Source organism: Rhizobium sp. K33 (assembly GCF_056501445.1).
The window spans coordinates 3,650,751-3,672,573 of sequence record NZ_CP096478.1 but is presented as its reverse complement, the minus strand read 5'-3'; the positions used below and the strand labels follow the sequence as shown (position 1 = coordinate 3,672,573).

The 21,823-nt window shown below is 62.9% G+C and carries 16 protein-coding genes; 8 read left to right on the top strand and 8 right to left on the bottom strand.

Features of this window, described 5'->3' with window-relative positions; genetic code table 11:
- Positions 1 to 2 precede the first annotated feature (2 nt).
- The 3 genes from M1E12_RS17735 to rocF all read right to left on the bottom strand — a co-directional run bounded on the left by M1E12_RS17735 (position 3) and on the right by rocF (position 3,411).
- On the bottom strand, positions 3 to 479 hold the full coding sequence (locus tag M1E12_RS17735; RefSeq protein ID WP_006724495.1) for a chemotaxis protein CheW: 477 nt from the start codon (positions 477 to 479) through the stop codon (positions 3 to 5).
- Positions 479 to 2,263, bottom strand: a complete 1,785-nt coding sequence (locus M1E12_RS17730) for a methyl-accepting chemotaxis protein (RefSeq protein ID WP_479562763.1) — start codon at positions 2,261 to 2,263, stop codon at positions 479 to 481. The genes M1E12_RS17735 and M1E12_RS17730 overlap by 1 nt, the downstream gene beginning before the upstream one ends.
- A 212-nt stretch (positions 2,264 to 2,475) precedes the next feature.
- Complete coding sequence (gene rocF / locus M1E12_RS17725) at positions 2,476 to 3,411, bottom strand: arginase (protein WP_136539532.1); 936 nt, start codon at positions 3,409 to 3,411, stop codon at positions 2,476 to 2,478.
- A 121-nt stretch (positions 3,412 to 3,532) separates the two neighbouring features.
- Here rocF and M1E12_RS17720 point away from each other — a divergent pair, with 121 nt between their 5' ends.
- A complete protein-coding gene (locus tag M1E12_RS17720) occupies positions 3,533 to 3,958 on the top strand; it encodes an Lrp/AsnC family transcriptional regulator (RefSeq protein ID WP_479562762.1) in 426 nt (141 codons plus the stop codon).
- 25 nt (positions 3,959 to 3,983) lie between these two features.
- On the opposite strand, the gene M1E12_RS17715 is transcribed toward M1E12_RS17720, so the two are convergent.
- The 3 genes from M1E12_RS17715 to M1E12_RS17705 all read right to left on the bottom strand — a co-directional run bounded on the left by M1E12_RS17715 (position 3,984) and on the right by M1E12_RS17705 (position 10,517).
- Positions 3,984 to 8,147: a translocation/assembly module TamB domain-containing protein gene (locus M1E12_RS17715; RefSeq protein ID WP_479562761.1), complete on the bottom strand. Its 4,164-nt coding sequence runs from the start codon at positions 8,145 to 8,147 to the stop codon at positions 3,984 to 3,986.
- Positions 8,148 to 8,173: 26 nt separating this feature from the next.
- Positions 8,174 to 10,108 (bottom strand): autotransporter assembly complex protein TamA, encoded by a 1,935-nt coding sequence (locus tag M1E12_RS17710; RefSeq protein ID WP_479562760.1) that lies wholly within the window; start codon positions 10,106 to 10,108, stop codon positions 8,174 to 8,176.
- 145 nt (positions 10,109 to 10,253) lie between these two features.
- A complete protein-coding gene (locus M1E12_RS17705; RefSeq protein WP_006724501.1) occupies positions 10,254 to 10,517 on the bottom strand; it encodes a glycine zipper domain-containing protein in 264 nt (87 codons plus the stop codon).
- A 320-nt stretch (positions 10,518 to 10,837) separates the two neighbouring features.
- Between M1E12_RS17705 and M1E12_RS17700 the strand changes: the two genes are divergently transcribed.
- The 5 genes from M1E12_RS17700 (at position 10,838) to M1E12_RS17680 (ending at position 17,252) form a co-directional block, all read left to right on the top strand.
- Positions 10,838 to 11,326 carry a (2Fe-2S)-binding protein gene (locus tag M1E12_RS17700; protein ID WP_113461479.1) on the top strand — a complete coding sequence of 163 codons (489 nt, stop codon included), beginning with the start codon at positions 10,838 to 10,840 and terminating at the stop codon, positions 11,324 to 11,326.
- 114 nt (positions 11,327 to 11,440) lie between these two features.
- Positions 11,441 to 13,807 carry a xanthine dehydrogenase family protein molybdopterin-binding subunit gene (locus M1E12_RS17695; RefSeq protein ID WP_479562759.1) on the top strand — a complete coding sequence of 789 codons (2,367 nt, stop codon included), beginning with the start codon at positions 11,441 to 11,443 and terminating at the stop codon, positions 13,805 to 13,807.
- An 11-nt stretch (positions 13,808 to 13,818) separates the two neighbouring features.
- A complete protein-coding gene (locus tag M1E12_RS17690; protein WP_479562758.1) occupies positions 13,819 to 14,619 on the top strand; it encodes an FAD binding domain-containing protein in 801 nt (266 codons plus the stop codon).
- 221 nt (positions 14,620 to 14,840) lie between these two features.
- The gene (gene hemA, locus M1E12_RS17685; protein WP_113461476.1) at positions 14,841 to 16,055 is read left to right on the top strand and encodes a 5-aminolevulinate synthase; all 1,215 of its coding nucleotides are present in this window, start codon (positions 14,841 to 14,843) and stop codon (positions 16,053 to 16,055) included.
- Between the two features lie 78 nt (positions 16,056 to 16,133).
- Positions 16,134 to 17,252, top strand: coding sequence for a serine hydrolase domain-containing protein (locus M1E12_RS17680; RefSeq protein ID WP_479562757.1), 1,119 nt, complete (start codon positions 16,134 to 16,136; stop codon positions 17,250 to 17,252).
- An 8-nt stretch (positions 17,253 to 17,260) separates the two neighbouring features.
- Here M1E12_RS17680 and dxr read toward each other — a convergent pair whose 3' ends face one another.
- Positions 17,261 to 18,439: a 1-deoxy-D-xylulose-5-phosphate reductoisomerase gene (gene dxr / locus M1E12_RS17675; RefSeq protein WP_479562756.1), complete on the bottom strand. Its 1,179-nt coding sequence runs from the start codon at positions 18,437 to 18,439 to the stop codon at positions 17,261 to 17,263.
- 108 nt (positions 18,440 to 18,547) lie between these two features.
- Between dxr and M1E12_RS17670 the strand changes: the two genes are divergently transcribed.
- On the top strand, positions 18,548 to 20,395 hold the full coding sequence (locus tag M1E12_RS17670; RefSeq protein ID WP_479562755.1) for a heavy metal translocating P-type ATPase: 1,848 nt from the start codon (positions 18,548 to 18,550) through the stop codon (positions 20,393 to 20,395).
- 6 nt (positions 20,396 to 20,401) lie between these two features.
- On the opposite strand, the gene M1E12_RS17665 is transcribed toward M1E12_RS17670, so the two are convergent.
- The gene (locus M1E12_RS17665; RefSeq protein ID WP_246035020.1) at positions 20,402 to 21,151 is read right to left on the bottom strand and encodes a BON domain-containing protein; all 750 of its coding nucleotides are present in this window, start codon (positions 21,149 to 21,151) and stop codon (positions 20,402 to 20,404) included.
- A gap of 164 nt (positions 21,152 to 21,315) precedes the next feature.
- Here M1E12_RS17665 and M1E12_RS17660 point away from each other — a divergent pair, with 164 nt between their 5' ends.
- The gene (locus M1E12_RS17660; RefSeq protein ID WP_113461472.1) at positions 21,316 to 21,816 is read left to right on the top strand and encodes a YciE/YciF ferroxidase family protein; all 501 of its coding nucleotides are present in this window, start codon (positions 21,316 to 21,318) and stop codon (positions 21,814 to 21,816) included.
- Positions 21,817 to 21,823 lie beyond the last annotated feature (7 nt).

Here is a 21,823-nt window from a genome sequence, read left to right as displayed (position 1 = left end):
GATCAGGCGGCCAGGTCTTCCAGATCGCTGCCCTTGAACATCTTGGCGAGGTTCAGGAAGCAGATCATGCCGTTTTCGTTGGCGATGATGCCTTCGGAGAAGGTCTTGTCGAAGGAAGCGGAGACTTCCGGAACCGGCTGCACCTGGCTCGACGGGATCGTCAGGATGTCGGAAACGCGGTCGACCAGCATGCCGATGACCATGTTGTGGACTTCTGCGACGACGATGGCCGAACGCTCGTTGGCAACCGTGCTCTTCATGCCCAGCTTGTAAGCGAGGTCGATGATCGGAATGACGGAACCGCGCAGGTTCATGACGCCGATGACATCGGCCGGCGCATGCGGGATCGGCGTCGAGGGTGCCCAGCCGCGGATTTCGCGGATGGTGGTCGTCTTGACGCAGAACTCCTGATCATGAAGCCGGAAGGCGATGATCTCGAGGGTCTCGCTGCCGAAGCTGGTGGAGCTGATAGTTGCCATTAGAAATCTTCCCAACCTTCCTGTACCTTGGCGGCAGCGGCGCCACCTGCGGCGCGAGCGACACTCGCCATGAGTTTGCGTGCCGGGGATGCCACAGGTGAAGCATCGGGACGCGCTTCCATGACTTTATGCGAAGAGTGTTGCCCAATTCTAAACTGTGACACCAGTTCGCGCAGTGAAGAGGCCTGCTGAGCAAGGCTGTGGCTCGCTGCGGTTGATTCCTCGACCATGGCAGCATTCTGCTGGGTGTTCTGATCCATGGCGTTGACCGCCTTGTTGATCTCGGAGAGCCCTGTCGACTGTTCACGCGACGCTTCGACGATCGCGATGACGTTGGCGTTGATCTCCTTGACCTCGACGACGATCTGTTCGAGCGCCTTGCCGGTCTCGCCGACCAGCTGAACGCCGGTCTTGACCTGATCGGAAGAGGTGTTGATCAGCGCTTTGATCTCTTTCGCGGCTTTTGCGGATCGCTGCGCGAGTTCCCGGACCTCCTGGGCGACGACCGCAAAACCCTTGCCGGCCTCGCCAGCGCGTGCTGCTTCGACGCCTGCGTTCAAGGCCAGGAGATTGGTCTGGAAGGCGATATCGTCGATGACGCCAATGATGTTCGAGATTTCCTTGGAAGAATTTTCGATCTGCCCCATGGCATCGATCGCGCTTCTGACCACGGAGCCGGACTTCTCGGCGCCTTCCTTGGTGCGGGCGACAAGCTGGCCTGCTTCATTGGCACGCTTGGAACTGTCTGCAACGGTCTGCGTGATCTGCTCCAGAGCGGCCGCCGTTTCCTCGACCGCTGCTGCCTGCTGCTCGGTGCGCTTGGCGAGGTTGTCAGAGGCTTCGCGGATCTGCGAAGAGCCGGAGGCGATCGCCACGGTGTTCTGACTGACCTTCTCCATGGCAGCCTTCACTTTGCCCATGGCAGCGTTGAAGTCGACCCGGATCTGTTCGAGCGAGGGAATGAACGGCTTGTCGATCGTCGCCGTCAGGTCGCCATTGGCCAGAGCCGTCAGTCCCTTGGCAATATCGTCCACGGCATTGACGCGGCCCGTGATGTCGGTGGCGTATTTGACGACCTTGAAAACTCGGCCGCTCGCATCGAAGATCGGATTGTAGGAGGCCTGAATCCAGACGACCTTGCCGCCTTTTCCGATACGCTTGAACTCCTGGGATACGAACTGGCCAGAGGCCAGCGTCTTCCAGAACTCCCGATAAGCGTCGGAGCGCGTGTAGTCCGGCTCGCAGAACATGGAATGATGCTTGCCGGCAATTTCGCCCAAGCTGTAGCCGAGGGTCGAGAGGAAGTTCTCGTTGGCGGTCAGGATCTCGCCGGTCGGCGTGAATTCAATCGTCGCCTGAACGCGGGAGATGGCTTCGAGTTTGCCGGCATCTTCGGCGGACTTCAGTTTGGCTGCCGTGATGTCAGTCGCGAACTTGACGATCTTCGCGAGCTTGCCATTGCGGAAAACAGGGTTGTATGAGGCCTGGATCCAGATCTCGCTGCCGTCCTTTTTGAAACGCTTGTATTCGCGGCTTTCGAACTGGCCGCGATTGAGCATTGCCCAGAACTCGCGATAATCGGCCGTCGCCGTATAGGCCGGATCGCAGAAGATCCTGTGATGCTTGCCCTTGATCTCTTCCAGGCTGTAGCCGAGCGCCTGACAGAAATTCTCATTCGCCGTGATGATCGTGCCATCGAGCTTGAACTCGATCACCGCCTGCGACCTGCTCAGTGCATCCAGCACTGCCTTCGATTCAAGCCCCGGAAATGCAACCAAAGCCATGATGTTAACCCTCTCCAATGCTGCAGCGACAATCCGTGCAGCGATGGGTCAAGATTAGCCATGCTGGTTTAAGCAATCGTCAATGTTCAGCAATTCTCGTGTGATTTGGTGAGCGATTTCTGTTCACTTCCATTAGGTTTTAGGGCAAAAAAATTGATGAAGAGCAATTGCTCGAGCGTATTTCGTTCTATTCAACTATATTCATATATGTTTCACCCGCCTCTCGTCGGGCGATCCAGGATGCGCTTTCCAAAGAGGCTGGCTGCCAGTTCCACCATGATCCGGGCGCTCCGTCCACGATCGTCGAGGAAGGGATTGAGCTCCACCAGATCGAGCGAGGAGACCAGACCGCTGTCATGCAGCAGCTCCATGATCAGGTGCGCCTCGCGGAAGGTCGCGCCACCGGGAACGGTCGTGCCAACCCCGGGCGCCACATCCGGATCGAGGAAATCGACATCCAGGCTCACATGCAGGAGGCCGCCTGCGTCGCGCACATCGGCCAGAATCCGCTTGAGGATGCTGCCCATGCCCTCTTCATCGATGGCGCGCATGTCGAAGACATTCACGGCATTCTCGCGGATCAGGCGACGTTCCTCCTCGTCGACCGAGCGGATGCCGACCTGATACACACGCCGTGGGTCGACCAGCGGACGATCCGAGGGGAGGATCGGGGCGAATTCCGCCTTTCCGCAAAAAAAAGCCACCGGCATGCCGTGGATGTTGCCCGATGGTGAGGTCTCAGGCGCGTTGAAGTCCGAGTGGGCGTCCAGCCAGAGAACGTAGAGAGGACGATCCAGCGTCGCTGCATAGCGCGCCATGCCGGACACGCTGCCCATCGAGAGGCTATGGTCTCCCCCAAGCAGGATCGGAACGGCGCCACTCGTCGCCGCCGCATAGGTCTCCGCCTCGATCGCGCGGGTGAAGGCGCCGACGACCGGCAGGTGTTTGGCGCGATCCATGGGTGCAAGATCGGCGGCCGGCTGCGGGCGCAGGTCGCCCCGGTCCTCAACCGCGTAACCGAGCTCGCCCAGCGCCGAAGCAATGCCGGCGATCCGATAGGCCGCCGGGCCCATGGCACAGCCGCCGCGACCGGACCCTTCTTCCAGCGGAACTCCGATCAGCGCGACCGTCTTCTCTTGCTTCTGCATCTCTCGTCCTCAATGTCTGGAGCCGCATGATCGACGAAAGCGGCGTTATCAAAAAGGTGGAACATCGTCACAAAGCTCTATAGTTTGCGCATATCGCAACCAGCATGTGACAGTTTGCATTATGGATGATCTCGATCGCAGCATCCTTGGCGCTCTCCGCCAGAACGCCCGCCTGCCCGTCGCCTCGCTTGCGGCCATGACCGGCGCGTCGCGGGCGACGATTTCGGCTCGCATAGACCGGCTGGTTGCGACTGGCACGATTGCCGCCTTCACCATTCTCACCGGCAGCGAGATCCAGCCGACGGGTGTTCGGGCGATCATCATGATCGAGGTGGTCGGCAAGTTCGCGGACCGCGTGGCGCATCAGCTTCGGGGCATGCCGCAGGTCCGCTCGCTGCACAGCACGAACGGACGGTGGGACTTCATCGCCGAACTCGAAGAGCGGGATCTCGCCAGTTTCGACGAGACGCTGCGCCGGATCCGTCTGATCGAGGGAATCAACTTCACCGAATCCAACATCCTGCTGAAGACCAGCAAGGTCGCGTGATCCAGCGACAGCGTCCTGTCCCCGATCAGTATTCCTTCTCGTAAAAGATACCGCCGCCTGCTCCGGATCCACCAGCCTCACCCTTCAGCTTGAGGCCTCGGCCGATGTCCAGGTTGATGATGGCTTTGGCGCCCTCACTGCCGCTCTGCTCCAGCTCGAGATAGGTCCGGTCGTTCAGGTACTTGCCTGCGCTGATGCTGGTGCCCCCGGTCTCGTCGGTGGAGATGTCGAGGTCGTCGATGCCAAGCGTGCTGCGCAGCGACTGGAACAGCGACGTGCCGCGTCCGCCTGCCAATTGCGCAGCGGCATCGGCCAACTGGGCAATCTGCAGCGGCGAGAGCCTGGAGAGGGACTGGCCGAAGATCAGCTGCGCGAGGATCTCATCCTGAGGCAGGGCCGGCGATGAGGAGAAACTGACCTCCGGATTGCTGGCGAGGCCGGTCAGCCGGATGACGATGGTAGCGTCGCCGGAATTGGTCGTGGCCTCCAAGTCAAGCAGCGGGACCAGGTCGCCGCCGAAGGTGATGGTGGCCCTGGTGATTTCCAGTCGGCGCGTGAGGATCTGCATGCGCCCGCGACGCAGTTCGAAGGCACCGGAGACCACAGGCGCGGCCGCCGTGCCCGTCAGCCGGATCGTGCCGCCCAGTTCGGCGTCGATGCCGCGTCCGCGCACGAAAGTCTGCGTCGGAGACGAGATGGTGAGATCGAGCGCGATCGGTGCGCTCGCCGATCGACCGTCGGCCGGGTCCTGATCGCGCTGCTGGCGCAGGACGGCAGGGGGCGCATTGCGATGTTCGATGTCGAGAGCCTGCAGGCTGGCGGGACGGCTTTCCGACAGGGTGATCGAGGTGCGCTCCAGATTGATGTCGCCGGCGAGCGTCGGACCGTTCAACAGCTGGCCGGTCATTGTGAGCCTGCCGTTCACCGTGCTCGTCACGGTGTTGCCGTCGACATAGACCGCCTGGTCGAGGTTGACCGACAGGTCCGCGGGTAAGCCCGGGCTTGCGATATCGATCGATCCGCTGGCGGAGATCCGGCCTCCCGTTGCGAAGTTGCCTGTCAAGCTGCCGATCTCGGCGCGTGTTCCCGTCAGGTTGATCATGGTTGCGATCTGCTCGATCGCCAGATTGCGCCGGACATCCACGATGCGGGCACCATTGGTGGAGACCGTGCCGGAGATCTGCGGGCTGGTCGCCGTGCCGCCGATGGTGAGGTCGACATTGGCGGTGCCTTCGGCCACGAAGCCTTGGGCAGCGAGCTGCCCGTTTGCGGCCGAAAGGGGAACGCTGCCGTTCAAGCGGATGTCCAGACCCGTACCGTTCTGCAGCGACACGCGTCCATTCGCCGTCAGTCCGATACCGCCGCCGCTGATCCGGCTGTCAAGGGTGAGTGTCTGGTTCTCGAAGCGGCCATTCGCCGTAATCCCGAGGGGGGCAAGCCCGGCCGCCCGTGTCTGGGCGATGGCTGCATTCTGCCAATTGAGGTCGTAACTCGCGATCGGTGCCGCGGTCGTGCCGCTCACGTCGACCGTTCCGGAAATCGTGCCTTCCGGCGCAAGTGCCGGCGCGAAGGTCGCAGCGAGGGAGGCCGGCAGGTTCTCGATGTTCGCGGTCAGGTCGAGTTGCTCGCCGACCGTACCGGAGAGTGTCACTCTGCCTGAACCGGCCGAGATGACGGTTTCGCCAATTCTGACGCCGCCGTCGATAACTTCGACCGAGGACGCAGAACCGAGGGAGAGCGGGAGACCACGCGGCGTGGCCTTGAGCTCCTCGATGTCCACCGACAGTCCTTCCGCGCCCTGTTCCAGAGCTCCGCGCAGGACCACCGGCGCATTGTCATAGCTGCCCGTCAGGTTGAAGTCCGTATCGAGGCCGGTCCGGCTGAAGGTGACTGCGGCGTCGTCGAGGCGGTTGGCGCCTGAGACAATGCTGGAGGCCTTGATATCGCCCTCCGCTGACAGGGCGGCTGCATCGTTGACCGTCAAGTCGATCCGCGGTTCGCTGATCGTGAGTTCGCCCTGCGTGATCTCAGAGCCGGAGGCATCGATATCTGCCGCAATACGCCCCTCCTCGGAGCGGAGGGTGATATCGCCCTTGAGGTCACCACCGACTGTCTGCCCGGCCAAGGCCGCGAGCAGGCTGATATCGGGGAAGTCGAAGGATACGTCTCCCGTCGGGAGGAAGTCCGGGCTGAGATCGAGCGCGCCCGTGAGGCGGTTCGGGCCGATGGCCAAATCGAGGTTGTCGACCTTGGTGCGGCCGTCGGCGCTGACAACCTGCGCCGTGGCTTCCAGTGGCTTGCCGTCGATCTGGCCGCTGACACTGAGGTTGCCGCTCGGAGCGTCCAGATTGGCAACGCCGTCCAGCTGGAGGGTCAGATCTTCGATCTTGTAGCCCGCGGCCTGTCCTTCTTCGACCGAGAGGTTGAGGTTGGCCTCAAGCGCATCCAGCGGCCCGGAGGCGGAGAGGTTGAAGGAGGCGGGTGCCTGAATGCGGTCGACGAAGAGACCGAGGTCGCGGAGCTGGCCGGTCAGATCGGTTGCCAGAACGCCGTCCTGGTCGAGTGACAGGGAGCCTTCAGCGCGGGCAATGTCGGTGGAGAGGACGATGTCCCGCAAGGAGACCGCCCGAGGAGCAACGAAATCGACGCGTGCGGAAAAGTCGACCGGGCCATTGATGCGCCCCGCGACCTCTGGTGGGAGCACGTCCGCCTCCGCCTGTACCGCCACGCGACCGGCGAAACTGTTGGTGTCCAGCGCGTAGCGGCCGGATGCCTGAACATCGAGGCCGTTGCTGTCATAGACGAGGTCCTCGAACGAAATCGCGTCGCTTGCAATCGCCAAGGGCGCGGTGATGGTCAGCGGCGCACGAATATAGGGTCTGATCTGAGGGTCGGTGATGTCGGTTCCCTGCACCGACACGGTGATATTCATCGGCCCTTGCCGGGTGGCGAGATCGAAGCTGTCGCTTTGAGCCGTCAGTGTCACGTCGGAAAGTGTACCTTGCGGTACGGAAAGCTCGGCGAGATCCGCATTCAGCGAGATTGCGGCCGAAGGAGCCTGACCCTGTACGGAGAGGTCGAGGTTACGGAGCCTGAGCCTGCCGGTGAAGGCGGCCGATTGCGAGGTGATGGCAATCGGATCGCCGGTCGCCCGCGCGGTGAGGCGGATGTCATTGGCACCTGTCGGGTCGTAACGTCCCGCCGCCGTCACTTCTGCGGAGGCGGTTTCAAACCGGCCCCTTTCGATGGCCACAGATCCGTCCGTGCCAAGTGCTGCAGCAAGGTCGATCGAGGTTTCGCCAGCAAAGATGTCGCGCAGTTCCGGCGGCATAAGGCCTGCGAAATTGCCGCCGCCATCCGCGGTGATCTTGCGCGTCCCGTCCGCCTCGAGCCTGTGCGTTGTGTCGACGGTGATCGTGCGTTCGCCGTCGAGAGAGGCGATGATTTGCCCTGCCCAGTTGTCGAGCGGCCCATCGCCATCCACCTCGATCGCCAGCGCAGGCTGTCCCGGCAATTGCAGTTGCTGTCCGAGCAGGCCTGCGGGCGGCTCCTGGTAGTCGAGGTTGATGCGCAGCTGATTGTCGTTTGGCGCATAGAGGAGGTCGACCACCGCATTGTTGCCCGGCTCATCGATGCGCGTCGCCGTCAGGCGGCTTGCGATCGTGTCGCCGAGGATCTCGAGGGAGCCCTGGGCCGAAAGCGCATAATCGCGTTCTGCAAGTGCTGCCCCGATATTGATCAGCGGCAGGTCTATGGTTTCGATATCGATGCCGACCGGGAGCGAGAAAGGCTCCTCCGTCTCGGGTTGGGGTTCTTCCGATGGCAGGGGTGCCCGGCTGATGGTCACCTCGCGCGCCGCGATGCGCTCCGCCGTGAAGCGTTTGCGAATGAGATCCCGCGGCGTCCAGTCGAGCGTCAGAGCCTCGACCGAGGCGTAAACCCCTTCCCGGTCTGCGATGGTCACGCGATCCACCGAGAATTCGCTGCTGAGCAGCGGGCCGGTGCCGGTGAGCGTAATCTGCTGGTTGTCGGTCGAGATCAGGGCGGCAATCTGGTCTGCGAGAAACTGGCTTCCGGTTCGCGAGAAGCCGCCGACCAGGATCACCACCACCACAAGCGCAATCAGGGCGGCGACCAGCGCGCCCATGAGACGGAGCGTCCAGGTCAGGATGCGCTTCAACCAGATCATGCTTTCATTCGTCCTGTCTTCGTCGGTCAGAAGCTCTGACCGATGCCGGCATAGATGGCATAACGGCTGCCGCCGTCGTATGGGTCCAGAGGCACCGCGACGTCCAGGCGCAAGGGCCCGAAGGGTGTCATATAGCGCAGCCCGACGCCCGCCCCCATCTTGATGTCATTGAAATCGGGCACCGTTTTGTCGGCGACGGTGCCGATATCGAGGAAAGGCACGATCCCGATGGTGTCGGTGATACCAATGCGCGCTTCGAGATTGGCGGTGATGTAGGAGCGACCGCCCGTGCCTTCGTCGGCGGCATTGCGGGGGGTGATTTCCTGGAAGGAATAGCCGCGCACGGAGCCGCCACCGCCGGCAAAGAAGCGCCGGGTGGCCGGAATGGCCGAGAGGTCGTCGGTGCCGACAATCGTGCCGGCGTTCAACCGGCCGGCCAGAACAAAGCGGTCTTCCTCGCCAAATCCGAGATAGGCCGAGATCGAGCCTTCGAGCGACGTGAAGAAGGTCTGGCCGAAGAAGTCATAGCTCGGTGTCAGCGTCACGGTGCCGTAATGGCCCTCGGTCGCGTTCAGCCGGTTGTCGCGGGTGTCCCTGATATAGCCGATCGGCACACCGAAGGTCAGGTATTCATTGTCGTCGCCGAAGGCGTCGTCGATGCTGTCATAGGCCAGAGTGACGCCGGCGCTCACGGTGTCGACGTCGGTCAGCTCGTAGGAATAGGCGACCTTGCCGGTGACTGTTGCCGCGTCATAGAAATCCGTTTCGAGCGTGCTGCCGCGAATGCTTGCTTCCAGGGTGCCGGAGGGGACGAAGGCGCCGGGCTTGATGAAGGTAATGCCGGCCGTGTAGTCGAGCGAGGAGACGTCGCTGACATTCTCCAGTTCTCCGAGGCCGCGCACGGACCCTTCGATGCGCAGTGATTCCGCCTGTCCGAAGAGATTGCGGTGTCCCCAATAGCCTTCGATGCCGCCGCCATCGACGGAGGAATAGCTGGCGCCGATGCCGAAATAACGATGCTTGCCCTCCGAGACGACGATGCCGATCGGCAGCGATCCGTCTCCATCCAGCTCCTCTGCCTCGTTGATGGTGACAGAGGAAAAGACGCCAAGCTCTCTTAAGCGTTCCGCGGCTTTGCGCAGCTGTTCGGGCGAGTAGGTCTGGCCGGCTCTCAGCCGCGAGTAATAATGCACGAAACCGGGATCGACGGCCCTTGCGCCCTTCACTGTGACAGGACCCAGGGGCGCAACGGGGCCGGCCTGGACTGCGATGGTCACATCCACCGTCTTGATCTCGTGATTGGCAACCACTTCGCGCCGGGCAACTTCCGTGAGCGGCCGTCCTTCTTCGCGCATGCGCTCCGCCACCTGCTCGGCGGCTCGGAGGATCTTGAGCGATCCGGCTTCCTCTCCGGGGACGAGGTCGAACTCGGTCGGGTCGAGCCCGGCGGCATCGCCCTCCAGGCGGATCTCGCCCAGCGTGAAGGGCACGCCCGGCTGAATGGTGATGGATACAGGCACCGGACGAGACCGGTCGAAGGTCGGATTGGGTGGCAGGCTGTCGATGTCCCTGCCATCGATCGTCACCGAGACGATGCCGCCATAAAGGGCATTTTCGTAGAGCGTCGCGATCAGGCGATCGCGATCGTCCCGCGCCTTGATGACCAATCCGAGATCGCCCGAGACGGGATCGTCTTCTTCGGCCAGGAGAAGCGAGGTCCGCTCGAGAGATTTGCGAAGCGCGCGGTCGGCGTCACGGGTGTCGAGCGTGATCGAATAATCAAGGGGATCAATGATATCGCGGTCGGCTTCGTCCTCTCCGAACAGGCGAATGCCGAAGAGCTCGAATGCGGCGGCGTCGGGGCCGGTACCGGGCAGGAGTGGGCTGGCGACTGACAACAGCAGCCCCAATCGCAACGCAAGACTCAATTTCGGCAATGTCCATCCACTCGGTCTACGCATGTCGCTTTCATCGCGATCTGTCAGGCGTCCTCCACCCGTCGGACAACTTAGGCGTAAATGCGTGTAAACGCATACCCCCTTTTTGAGCGATCATGAAAAAAGGCGGGGAGTGTGATCTCCCCGCCCTGTTTCATTTGCGACGGTTTTAGTAGCTGCGCGGGCACGCGTCGATGTAGCGGTTGCCGTAGCGGTCGCGGTAGTAGCACTGGCCCGGCTGCTCGGACACGCGCCCGATCACGGCGCCTGCAACGCCACCGATGGCGGCGCCGACGGCTGCACCACGGACATTGCCGGTGGCGATGCCACCGATGATCGCGCCGGAAGCGGCGCCGATCCCGGCACCCCGTTCAGTCTGGGTGCAGCCTGCGACCGACAGGCCGACCAGCATCAGCACAAGAGCTTTCTTCATCTTTATCTCTCCAAGTTCCACGCGTCCGGTCCAGCCGGTCCCGCTTCTGACAGCGTGCCAATCCGCTTGAGCTCTCCCCCAGCGGCTTTCGGCTTCCATTAGAATAGCTGCGACCCTGTGAAAGTCCATGGTCGCAGCTCACACCCGCAAGGGTGGTTCCATTCCATGAGACATCGAAGATGAACCCAGGATTTACAGGCGGTTTGATGCTGCAATGCGGAACACAAATTTTTCTTTTGCGACCTTCTGGACGGTTGCACATGTCACATAAAACTCACACCATGCCTCTCGTGTCCGGGAGAGACACGAGGAGGAACAACATGGCTAAAGTGACACTGACGGTGAATGGCCGGACAGTGAGCGGAGAGTGCGAGGATCGTACCCTGCTCGTGCATTTCATTCGTGAAAAACTTGGTCTGACGGGAACGCATGTGGGCTGCGACACCACGCAATGCGGAACCTGCGTCGTTCACATGGACGGCAAGTCGATCAAGAGCTGTTCGATTCTGGCCGTCCAGGCCTCGGGATCGTCGATCACCACGATCGAGGGGATCTCTTCCGGCGGCGATCTGCATCCGGTGCAGGCGGCCTTCAAGGAGCATCACGGCCTGCAATGCGGCTTCTGCACGCCGGGCATGGTGATGACGGCGCTCGACATGATCTGTCGTCACAACGGTGCGCTTGACGAGGCCACCGTCCGCCACGAGCTCGAGGGCAATATCTGTCGCTGCACGGGCTACCACAACATCGTCAAGGCCGTGCTTTCGGCCAACGAAGCGATGACCGCCGGCCGCCAGGCCGCCGAATAAGGACTTCGGCAGTTCCGGTCGCCGCGACCGAGACCTGACCAAGGCCTCCGTGATGCCGACTGCAATTGCCTCTGTCCGACTGCCTGAAGTCCTGTTTCTCTGGAGGAGAAGACAATGGGTGTTGAAGGAATCGGCGCGCGAGTGGCGCGCAAGGAAGACAAGCGTTTCCTGACCGGCAAGGGCCGGTATACCGACGACATGGTCGTCCCGGGCATGAAATATGCCTATTTCGTCCGTTCGCCTTACGCGCATGCGAAGATCACGTCGATCGATGTCGCCGCTGCCAAGGCCATGCCTGGCGTGATCGACGTTCTCGATGGCAAGCAGCTGCTGGCCGACGGGATCGGCAACCTGATCTGCGGCTGGATGATCCATTCCAAGGATGGAACGCCGATGAAGATGGGTGCCTGGCGTCCCCTGGCGCATGAGACCGTGCGTTATGTCGGTGATGCGGTCGCGATCGTGATTGCCGACAGCCTCGGCGAGGCGCGCGATGCCTCGGAAGCCGTGGTGGTCGAATATGAGGAGCTGCCTGTTGTCACCGGTGCCGTCGATGCGCTGAAACCGGGCGCGCCGCAGCTGCATCCGGAAGCCCCCGGCAACCTCATCTTCGACTGGGAGATCGGCGACAGTGCTGCAGCCGATGCAGCGATTGCCAGTGCCGCCCATGTCACCGAGATCGAGATCCTCAACAACCGACTCTCGCCCAACCCGATGGAGCCGCGCGCGACGCTCGGCATCTACGACACGGCGGAAGACCATTTCACTTGCTACACGACTTCGCAGAACCCGCATGTCGCGCGTCTCGTGATGAGCGCCTTCTACAATGTCGCGCCCGAGCACAAACTGCGTGTCATTGCGCCCGATGTCGGCGGCGGTTTCGGCTCGAAGATCTATATCTATCCGGAGGAAGTCGTCTGTCTCTGGGCCTCGAAGAAGACCGGCGTGCCGGTCAAGTGGACGGCCGATCGGACGGAGGCTTTCCTCACCGACGCGCATGGTCGTGACCATGTGTCGAAGGTGAAGATGGCCTTCGACAAGGACCACAAGATCATCGGGTTGAAGGTCGACACCATCGCCAATCTCGGCGCCTACATGTCGCTCTTCTCGTCCTCGGTTCCGACCTATCTCTACGCAACACTGCTGTCCGGTCAGTATGCCATTCCGGCCATCCACGCGAATGTGCGGACCGTCTACACCAACACGGTTCCGGTCGATGCCTATCGCGGCGCCGGCCGTCCCGAGGCGACCTATCTGCTCGAGCGCACCGTGGAAACGGCGGCTCGCGAACTCGGCATTTCGCCGGCGGAGCTGCGCCGCAAGAACTTCGTCCGTACCTTCCCGTACCAGACGCCGGTCATCATGTGCTACGACGCGGGCGATTACGACGCCTCGCTGGACGCAGCGATGAAGGCGGCGGACTGGAACGGTTTCGAGGGCCGAAAGGCAGAAGCCGCTCGTCGCGGCAAGCTGCGCGGCATTGGCATGAGCTGCTATATCGAGGCCTGCGGCATCGCGCCATCAGCCGCCGTCGGTTCGCTCGGGGCCGGCGTCGGTCTCTGGGAATCGGCCGAGGTCCGCGTCAATGCGGTCGGTACGGTCGAAGTGCTGACCGGCTCGCATAGCCATGGCCAGGGGCATGAAACCACCTTCGCCCAGCTCGTTGCCGAGCGGCTCGGCGTGCCGATCGACAATGTCTCGATCGTGCATGGCGATACCGACAAGGTGCAGATGGGCATGGGCACCTATGGCTCCCGCTCCGGCGCCGTCGGCATGTCGGCCATCGTCAAGGCGCTCGACAAGGTCGAGGCGAAGGCCAAGAAGATCGCGGCGCATCTGATGGAAGCCGACGAGAGCGATGTCGTCATCGAGAATGGCGAGCTAAAGGTTGCGGGTACCGACAAGTCGGTGCCGTGGTTCCAGGTGGCGCTCGCCGCCTACACCGCCCACAACCTGCCGTCGGGCATGGAGCCGGGTCTGAAGGAAGGCGCCTTCTACGACCCCTCAAACTTCACCTTCCCGGCCGGCTGCTACATCGCGGAAGTCGAGGTCGATCCGGATACCGGCAAGACCGACATCATCCAGTTCGTTGCCGCCGACGACTTCGGCAATATCATCAATCCGATGATCGTCGAGGGCCAAGTGCATGGCGGCATTGCGCAAGGCATCGGCCAGGCGCTGCTCGAAGGCGTGCATTACGATCCGCAGACGGGCCAGCTTCTGACGGCAAGCTACATGGACTATGCCATGCCGCGCGCCGATGACCTGCCGTCCTTCAACGTCTCGCACCAGAACACGCCGTGCCCGGGCAATCCGCTCGGCATCAAGGGCTGCGGCGAGGCGGGCGCCATCGGGTCTCCGCCGGCGCTGATCAACGCGATCACCGATGCGATCGGCAACAACAACCTCAACATGCCGGCGACGCCGCTTGCGGTCTGGAGCGCGCTCCAGGCCAATGCGACCCGCCAGGCTGCCGAATAAGGGAGAGGACCATGCAGCTTTATCCAACCAGCTACCACCGCGCCTCTTCCATCGAGGATGCTGGCAAACTCCTCTCCGGTGCCGGGGACGGCAAGTTCATTGCCGGCGGGCAGACGCTGATCGCAGCGCTCAAGCAACGCCTTGCCCAGCCGTCGGACCTCGTCGACCTCAGGCATATCGAGGCTCTGAAGGGCATCAAGGTCGAGGGGCGCCGCGTCACCATCGGTGCGGCCGTCACCCATGCGGAGGTCGCTTCTTCATCGGCGATCCGCGCCGTCTGCCCGGCGATCTCGAACCTCGCTTCGATGATCGGCGATCCGCATGTGCGCCACATGGGCACGATCGGCGGTTCGGTCGCCAATGACGATCCGGCCGCCGATTACCCGTCCGCCGTGCTTGGCCTTGGTGCCATCGTCGTCACCAATACCCGCGAGATCGCGGCCGACGATTTCTTTGTCGGCCTTTTCGAGACGGCGCTCGCCGAGGATGAGATCATCACGGCAATCCGCTTCGACGCGCCTGAAAGGGCCGGCTATGCCAAGTTCGCCAATCCGGCTTCGCGTTATGCGATGACCGGCGTCTTCGTCTCGAAGGGGGCGGGTGGTGTGCGTGTTGCCGTCACCGGTGCCGGCTCGAACGGGGTTTTCCGGCATGCCGGCCTTGAAGCGGCGCTCTCGGCGAACTGGTCGCCGGATGCCGTAAACGGTGTCGACATCGATTCGTCGGAGCTGATGTCGGACCTGCATTGCACGGCCGAATACCGGGCCAATCTCATCCGGGTCATGGCGAAACGGGCCGTTCAGGCCGCCTGACGGGGCGGGCTTTTCATGCGAACCAAAAAAGGGCGGCTTTGGTCGCCCTTTTTCGCTTCACTTGACGCAGATCAAGTTTGCGCTCGCACATTCCATTAGTATTTATGTGCAAGGGTTCTAATGTTCGCGCCATTTGTCGCAGTTTAGAATGAATTTACAAAACCGGGGTTGACCGCAGCGCCGTAGAGACACAAAAGAGTGTCGTAGACTGGAGTTTAGGCATGGATTTCGAGGCGTTTTTCAAGGATCAGCTCGCGGGGCTTCACGAGGAAGGCCGCTACCGCGTCTTCGCTGATTTGGAACGCCAGCGCGGCAATTTTCCGCGCGCGACCCGCTACACCGAAAACGGCACCCAGGAAGTCACCGTCTGGTGCTCCAACGACTATCTCGGCATGGGGCAGAACCAGCTCGTGATCGACGCCATGAAGCAGGCGATCGACGACTGTGGCGCCGGTGCCGGTGGCACCCGCAACATCTCCGGTACCAACCACTATCACGTGCTTCTCGAGCGCGAGCTCGCCGATCTGCATGGCAAGGAATCGGCGCTGATCTTCACCTCCGGTTACATCTCGAACTGGGCGACGCTCGGCACGCTCGGCGCCAAGATCCCGGGCCTCATCATCTTCTCCGATGCGCTGAACCACGCGTCCATGATCGAAGGCATCCGCCATTCCAAGGCCGAGCGCGTCATCTGGAAGCACAACGACGTCAAGGACCTCGAAGCCAAGCTCGCTGCTGCCGATCCCAAGGCGCCGAAGCTGATCGCTTTCGAAAGCGTCTATTCGATGGACGGCGATATCGCGCCGATCAAGGAAATCTGTGACATCGCCGACAAGTATGGCGCGATGACCTACCTCGACGAAGTGCACGCGGTTGGCATGTACGGCGCCCATGGTGGCGGTATCGCCGAGCGCGAAGGCCTGATGGACCGCCTGACGATCATCGAAGGCACGCTCGGCAAGGCCTTTGGCGTCATGGGCGGCTACATTGCTGCCTCGACCGCACTTTGCGATTTCGTTCGCTCCTTTGCCTCCGGCTTCATCTTCACGACGGCGCTTCCGCCGGCGCTTGCTGCCGGTGCGGTCGCCTCGATCCGTCACCTGAAGACGAGCCAGATCGAGCGCTTCGCCCATCAGGAGCGCGTGCGCCGCCTGCGCTCGATGCTCGATGCTGCCGGTATCCCGCATATGCCGAACCCCAGCCACATCGTGCCGGTGATGGTGGGAGATGCGGCCAAGTGCAAGTGGATTTCCGATCTGCTGCTCGACAACTGTTCCATCTATGTGCAGCCGATCAACTATCCGACGGTTCCGAAAAAGACCGAGCGGCTGCGCATCACCCCGACACCGCTGCACACCGATGCCGATCTCGAACATCTCGTCGGCTCCCTGCATCAGCTCTGGTCGCGCTGCGCGCTCGCCCGCGCGGTGGCTTGATCGACCCAGAGCAGATCTTCATAAAGATGCGGGTTCCGGAAACGGAGCTCGCATTTTTCTTTGGGAGGTTTTGAGAACGTGAGCATTGCCGATCGTGTCAATGCCCTGGTCGACAGGGTGGTCGAGGAAGAGCGTATCACCGGCGCCGTCGTGCTGGTCTATCAGGATGGGCAACCGATCCTTGAAAAGGCTGCCGGCTTTGCCGATCGCGAAGCGGGTTTGCCTGCCCGTCTCGACACGATCTTCCGCTACGCCTCCGTCACCAAGCCGATGGTCGCGGTGACGGCGCTTGCCATGGTCGGGAAGGGGCTGCTCAAGCTCGACGATCGCGTTTCGGATCATCTACCCTGGTTCCGGCCGAAGACGCCTGATGGGCGCGAAGGCGCGATCACGATCCGTCATCTGCTCACCCATACGTCCGGCCTGCTCTATGATCCCGCGCTCGAATTGTTGCCGGAAGGACAGCGGATGACGCTCGGCCTTGGCAATACGGATCTGAGCCTCGAAGACAATTTCAGCCGCCACAATGCCATCCCGCTCGCGTTCGAACCTGGTTCGAGCTGGGCCTATTCCTTCGCCACCGACATCCTCGGCGGGGTGCTTGCTGCTGTCCATGGCGGGACCCTTGAAGAGGCTGTCATCCAGCATGTGGCCGGCCCGCTTGGCATGGCCGATGCCCGCTTTCACGTCACCGATCCTGCCAGGCTTGCCGTTGCCTATGCCGATGCTCCCGGTCGCCCGGAGCGCATGCCGGACCCGTGGGTCAGCGGCGACGAGGAAAACTGGCGAACGGTCTTCTCTCCGGGCCGCATCTTCAATCCGAAGGCCTTCCAGTCCGGTGGCGCCGGCATGGCCGGCACGGCGCATGACGTCATGAAGCTCCTGGAAATGCTGCGGACGCACGGCGGCCATCTGCTTTCGACCGAGATGGCACGTGCTGCGCTTTCCAACCAGATCGGCGAGATCCAGGGCGAGCCGGGCTATCGGTTCACCTTTGTCGGCGGCCTGGTCACGGATCCCGCCGCGGCGATGACTGCCCTGCCGAAGGGAGCGATCCAGTGGGGTGGCGTCTACGGGAACACCTGGTTCATCGATCCCGCGGAGCGGCTCACCGTCGTCAGCCTCACCAACAACGCGCTGGAAGGCTGCAATGGTGCCTATCCAGAAATGTTGCGCGCGGCGGTGTATGGTCGGTAGGCGGCTGCTTACCGTGCCGCGATAACCTCAGCTGCCTTCCGCCTCGCCTCGCGGTCCGCCGCATAGACGTCCTCGATCGTGTCAGCCGGCACGCCCTCGACCATCGCGTCCATCACCGTCTCGACCACCTCGGCCATGTCGAGGAAACGGATCTTGTCCTCGACGAAGGCGTTGAAGGCGGTCTCTTCGGCGGCGTTGAGGATCGCGCCCTGCAATCCGCCGCGCTCCAGCGCCGTGCGGGCAAGCCGGAGCGCCGGAAAGCGCGTCTCGTCCGGCGCTTCGAAATCGAGCCGAGCGAGCTTGGCAAAGTCGAGCCTGTCGACATTGAGCGCCGGGCGTTTCGGATAGGTCAGGGCATAGCCGATGGCGGTGCGCATATCCGGCACGCCGAGCTGGGCGATGACGGAGCCGTCGGTGTAGCCGACCATGGAATGAATGATCGACTGCGGATGCACGACGACCTCGATCTGGTGGGGTGCCACATCGAAGAGATGCTTGGCCTCGATCATCTCCAGCGCCTTGTTGAACATCGAGGCGCTGCCGACGGAGATCTTCAGGCCCATCGACCAGTTGGGATGCGTGCGGGCCGTCTGCACCGTCACATCTGCCATCTGCTCGCGCGTGTGGGTGCGGAAGGGGCCTCCGGAGGCCGTCAGCACGATGCGCTCCAGTGCGTGGCGCTGGTCGGCTTCGAGACATTGGAAGATCGCGGAATGTTCGCTGTCGACCGGGATCAGCCGTCCGCCGCCCTTTTTCACCGCCTCGACGAAGAGTGGACCGGCGGAGACGAGGCATTCCTTGTTGGCCAGCGCGATATCGGCGCCCCGGGCGGCGGCCTTCAGCGTCGGTGCGAGGCCGGCGGTGCCGACGATCGCCGCCATCACCCAGCCGGCTTCCATGTCGGCGGCCTCGTCCAGTCCACTGGTGCCGGCTGCGACATCGGTGCCGGAGCCCGCGAGCAGGTCCTTGAGCGTCCTATACTGGCTTTCGTCGGCGGTGACGGCGAGCTTTGCGCCGGTGCGCCGAGCCTGTTCGGCCAGCAGATCGAGATTGCCATTGCCGGTGAGTGACATGACCTCGAAGGCGTCGCGGCCACCGAGTTGCTCGATCACATCGAGCGTGTTCACGCCGATCGAACCCGTCGAGCCGAGGACTGAAAGGCGGCGGGGCCGGTCGCTGTCGATCATGCTGCTTAGGTCCGATTGCTTCATGCTCAGAAGGCTCTACAAGGGAAAGGCAAGAGCAGCAAGAGAGGTCCGTTTGGACCTTTCGCCAGTGCTTTAAGGAATTGGACGGTGCCGGACTTTCTGCAGCCGACACGATTGCGTGAGAGCCTATCGGTCCTGCTCGCGGCACTTGCCTTCCTCTGTCTCGCCGGCGGTGGGGTCCTCTATCTCGCCGCCCGTTCCGAACAGGCTGCCCTGATCTGGCTGGTTGGGGCCGGCTCCGTCTTCGTCGTTCTGGTCGCCGACATCCTCCGGGCGCTTCTCAACGGCCGCATGGGCGTCGATGCCATCGCGGCCCTGTCGATCGGTGTCGGCCTTGCCCTCGGCGAAAACCTCGCCGCTGCCATCGTTGCCGTGATGTATGCCGGCGGACAACTGCTCGAAAGCTTTGCCGAGGGGCGCGCGCGTCGCGACATGACGGCGCTGCTCGGGCGTGTCTCCCGCACGGCCATGCGCTATCAGGGTGAAACGCTCGAAAGCGTGCCGATCGAGACGCTCAAGCCGCAGGACCGGATCCTGGTGCGCAAGGGCGAGGTCGTGCCGGTCGACGGGCGCTTGCTGGCCGCAACAGCCGTGCTCGATCTCTCGGCGCTCACGGGAGAATCGCTGCCCGTGCCCATTCAGATGGGCCATGAAGTGCCGAGCGGCTGTACCGTGCTGGGCGATGCCTTCGATCTTCTGGTGCTGCGCGAATCGAAAGAGAGCACCTATGCTGGCATCGTGCGTCTTGTCGAACAGGCTCAGGCCAGCCGGGCGCCCATGGCGCGTCTTGCGGACCGTTATGCTCTCGTCTTTCTCGGCATCACGCTGCTTCTTGCCGGCAGTGCCTGGTGGTGGAGCGGTGAGGCGACGCGGGCGCTCGCCGTGCTTGTTGTCGCCACCCCCTGTCCGCTGATCCTCGCCGTGCCCGTAGCCGTCATTGCCGGCATGTCGCGTGCCGCTTCGCATGGCGTGCTGGTGAAGACCGCCGGCGCGCTCGAGGCGCTGGCTGCGGTCACCACCGTCGTTGTCGACAAGACCGGTACTGTCACTTCCGCCCGTCCCGAAGTGTCCGATGTCAGGGCAGAAGAGGGTTTTACGGCCGATGAGGTCCTGCGGCTTGCGGCCTCGCTTGATCAGGCCTCCGGCCATGTGGCGGCCGAAGCGCTGGTGCGCGCTGCGGCGTCCCGAGGGCTGGTGCTGACCCTCCCTCTCGAGGTGGTCGAGGACGCCGGTCGTGGACTGGCAGGCATCGTCGAGGGGCGGCGTGTCGTGCTCGGAGGCACAGGCTATGTGCTGTCGCAGATGGTCCCTGGGGCAGGTTTCAGTCGCGCCGGGGTCGCCAGCGGCACGGCGGTGGTGGCCGTCGGTGTCGATGGACGCGCCGCCGGGCTCATTCTTCTTTCCGATCCTCTGCGGCCGGATGCGCAGACAACAATCCAGGCGTTCCGCGAGGGTGGCGTGCGCCGGATCATCATGGCCTCAGGCGATCGGACTGATGTCGCCGAACACGCCTCGGCCAGGCTGGCTCTCGATGCCGTGGCGGGGGATCTCACCCCGGAAGGCAAGGTAGAGCTCATCCGCCGTGAAGCGGATCAGGGTGTGGTGATGATGGTGGGGGACGGGGTGAATGATGCGCCGGCGCTGGCGCTCGCCGATGTCGGGGTCGCCATTGGGGCGCGGGGCTCGGCCGCGTCGTCGGAAGCCGCGGATGTGGTGCTCCTGGCGGATGATCTCGCGCGCCTGCCGCTTGCCTGCCGCATCGCGCGGCGATCTCGAAACATAGCCCGGCAAAGTGCGGTTGCCGGGCTTGTGCTTTCAGGCGGTGCCATGGTGATGGCCGCCTTCGGTTATCTGACGCCGGTTCAGGGCGCGCTTCTGCAGGAAGTGATCGACGTTGCCGTCATCCTCAATGCTCTGCGCGCTCTTCGCGGCTGAAGACCGTCAGGCCTGGGTGACAACGCTGCCTTCGCCGGAGGTGCGAACCCGCAGGTTGTTCTGGACATGGGTGACGCCGCTGACATCGTCGGCGCAGTCTTCGGCGCGACGCTTTTCCCAGCGGTCGGTGACGTGGCCCGAAAGGGTCACTTCGCCGTCCTTCACCGTCACCTCGATGTCCGAGGCGTCGACGGACCCATCATCGGACAGGCGGTCGTTGACGTCTTCCAGGATTCGGCTGTCGGATCGGCGATAGCCGCGCGGACCCTTGCCGCGGTGGCTGTCCATTTCGCGGCGGCGTGCCGCCTCGTCGTCACCGAACCAGGAGGCAACCTCGTCGCCGGCGCGGTCCATGAAGCCGCGCTCCTCATCGCGATCGCGGTTCCGTTCCGTGCGGCCATAGCCACCGCGATAGGACGGGTTGTCCGACGGATAGTAGCCGCGGCCCGCGCCACGGGCATAGCGGCGTGTATCGTCGCCGTAGCCGCGGTCGCTCAGATCGCCGTAATAACCGAGATCGTCGGTGGTCCAGTCGGAGCGGCCCATGCGGGGATAGCGCGATCCGCTGGCGCCGTAGCCGCCGTCCATGCCGAAGTCGCGCTGGCGCTCGGCGTTGTAACGATCTGCATCGGGCCGGCTCTCGTCGTAGCCGCGCACGAAACCGCTTTCACCGGGGGCATAGTCGCCGGTGGGGCCGCGGCGGGCATTGCGGTTTCGACCGTAATCGGAATCCCAATTGTCGTTGCGATTGACCATAGTTTCCTCCTTTGGATTGGAAGCGTGACGCGCTGCGTCACCTCCTAGGCTAACCGCCCGACCCTCCCGATCGTTCCTACCATTTGAGAAAAACCCTTCCGGAACAAAGCGCCATCCGGCCGGTTTTCTTGTCGCCATAACCGATAACTGAGGAGATACCGACAATGGCTACCAAGACACTCGAAGACCTCTTTCACGAGACGCTGAAGGACATCTACTACGCCGAACGCAAGATCCTGAAGGCCCTGCCCAAAATGGCCCGTGGCGCTCAGGACGAGAAGCTGAAGGCTGCCTTCCAGCAGCACAAGGAAGAGACCGAAGGCCAGGTGGAACGCCTGCAGCAGGTGTTTGAAATCATCGGCAAGCGTCCGCGTGCGAAGACCTGCCCCGCCATCGACGGCATCGTCGAAGAGGGCGAAGAGATCATGGAAGAGTTCAAGGGTTCGCCGGCTCTCGACGCCGGCCTGCTGGCCGCCGCCCAGGCTGTCGAGCATTACGAGATCAGCCGCTATGGCACGCTGCGTGCCTGGGCCCAGCAGCTCGGCTACAAGGACGCCGTAAAGCTTCTCGACGAGACGCTCGCCGAAGAATCCAAGACGGACGAGGCGCTGACCAAGCTCGCCGAAAAGGCCGTCAATGCCGCTGCGCAGAAGCAGGCAGCCTGAGCCTGAT

Coding starts and splice junctions, on each gene's coding strand:
- M1E12_RS17735 (WP_006724495.1), bottom strand. CDS start 479: ATGGCAACTATCAGCTCCACCAGCTTCGGCAGCGAGACCCTCGAGATC.
- M1E12_RS17730 (WP_479562763.1), bottom strand. CDS start 2,263: ATGGCTTTGGTTGCATTTCCGGGGCTTGAATCGAAGGCAGTGCTGGAT.
- rocF (WP_136539532.1), bottom strand. CDS start 3,411: ATGCAGAAGCAAGAGAAGACGGTCGCGCTGATCGGAGTTCCGCTGGAA.
- M1E12_RS17720 (WP_479562762.1), top strand. CDS start 3,533: ATGGATGATCTCGATCGCAGCATCCTTGGCGCTCTCCGCCAGAACGCC.
- M1E12_RS17715 (WP_479562761.1), bottom strand. CDS start 8,147: ATGATCTGGTTGAAGCGCATCCTGACCTGGACGCTCCGTCTCATGGGC.
- M1E12_RS17710 (WP_479562760.1), bottom strand. CDS start 10,108: ATGCGTAGACCGAGTGGATGGACATTGCCGAAATTGAGTCTTGCGTTG.
- M1E12_RS17705 (WP_006724501.1), bottom strand. CDS start 10,517: ATGAAGAAAGCTCTTGTGCTGATGCTGGTCGGCCTGTCGGTCGCAGGC.
- M1E12_RS17700 (WP_113461479.1), top strand. CDS start 10,838: ATGGCTAAAGTGACACTGACGGTGAATGGCCGGACAGTGAGCGGAGAG.
- M1E12_RS17695 (WP_479562759.1), top strand. CDS start 11,441: ATGGGTGTTGAAGGAATCGGCGCGCGAGTGGCGCGCAAGGAAGACAAG.
- M1E12_RS17690 (WP_479562758.1), top strand. CDS start 13,819: ATGCAGCTTTATCCAACCAGCTACCACCGCGCCTCTTCCATCGAGGAT.
- hemA (WP_113461476.1), top strand. CDS start 14,841: ATGGATTTCGAGGCGTTTTTCAAGGATCAGCTCGCGGGGCTTCACGAG.
- dxr (WP_479562756.1), bottom strand. CDS start 18,439: ATGATCGACAGCGACCGGCCCCGCCGCCTTTCAGTCCTCGGCTCGACG.
- M1E12_RS17665 (WP_246035020.1), bottom strand. CDS start 21,151: ATGGTCAATCGCAACGACAATTGGGATTCCGATTACGGTCGAAACCGC.
- M1E12_RS17660 (WP_113461472.1), top strand. CDS start 21,316: ATGGCTACCAAGACACTCGAAGACCTCTTTCACGAGACGCTGAAGGAC.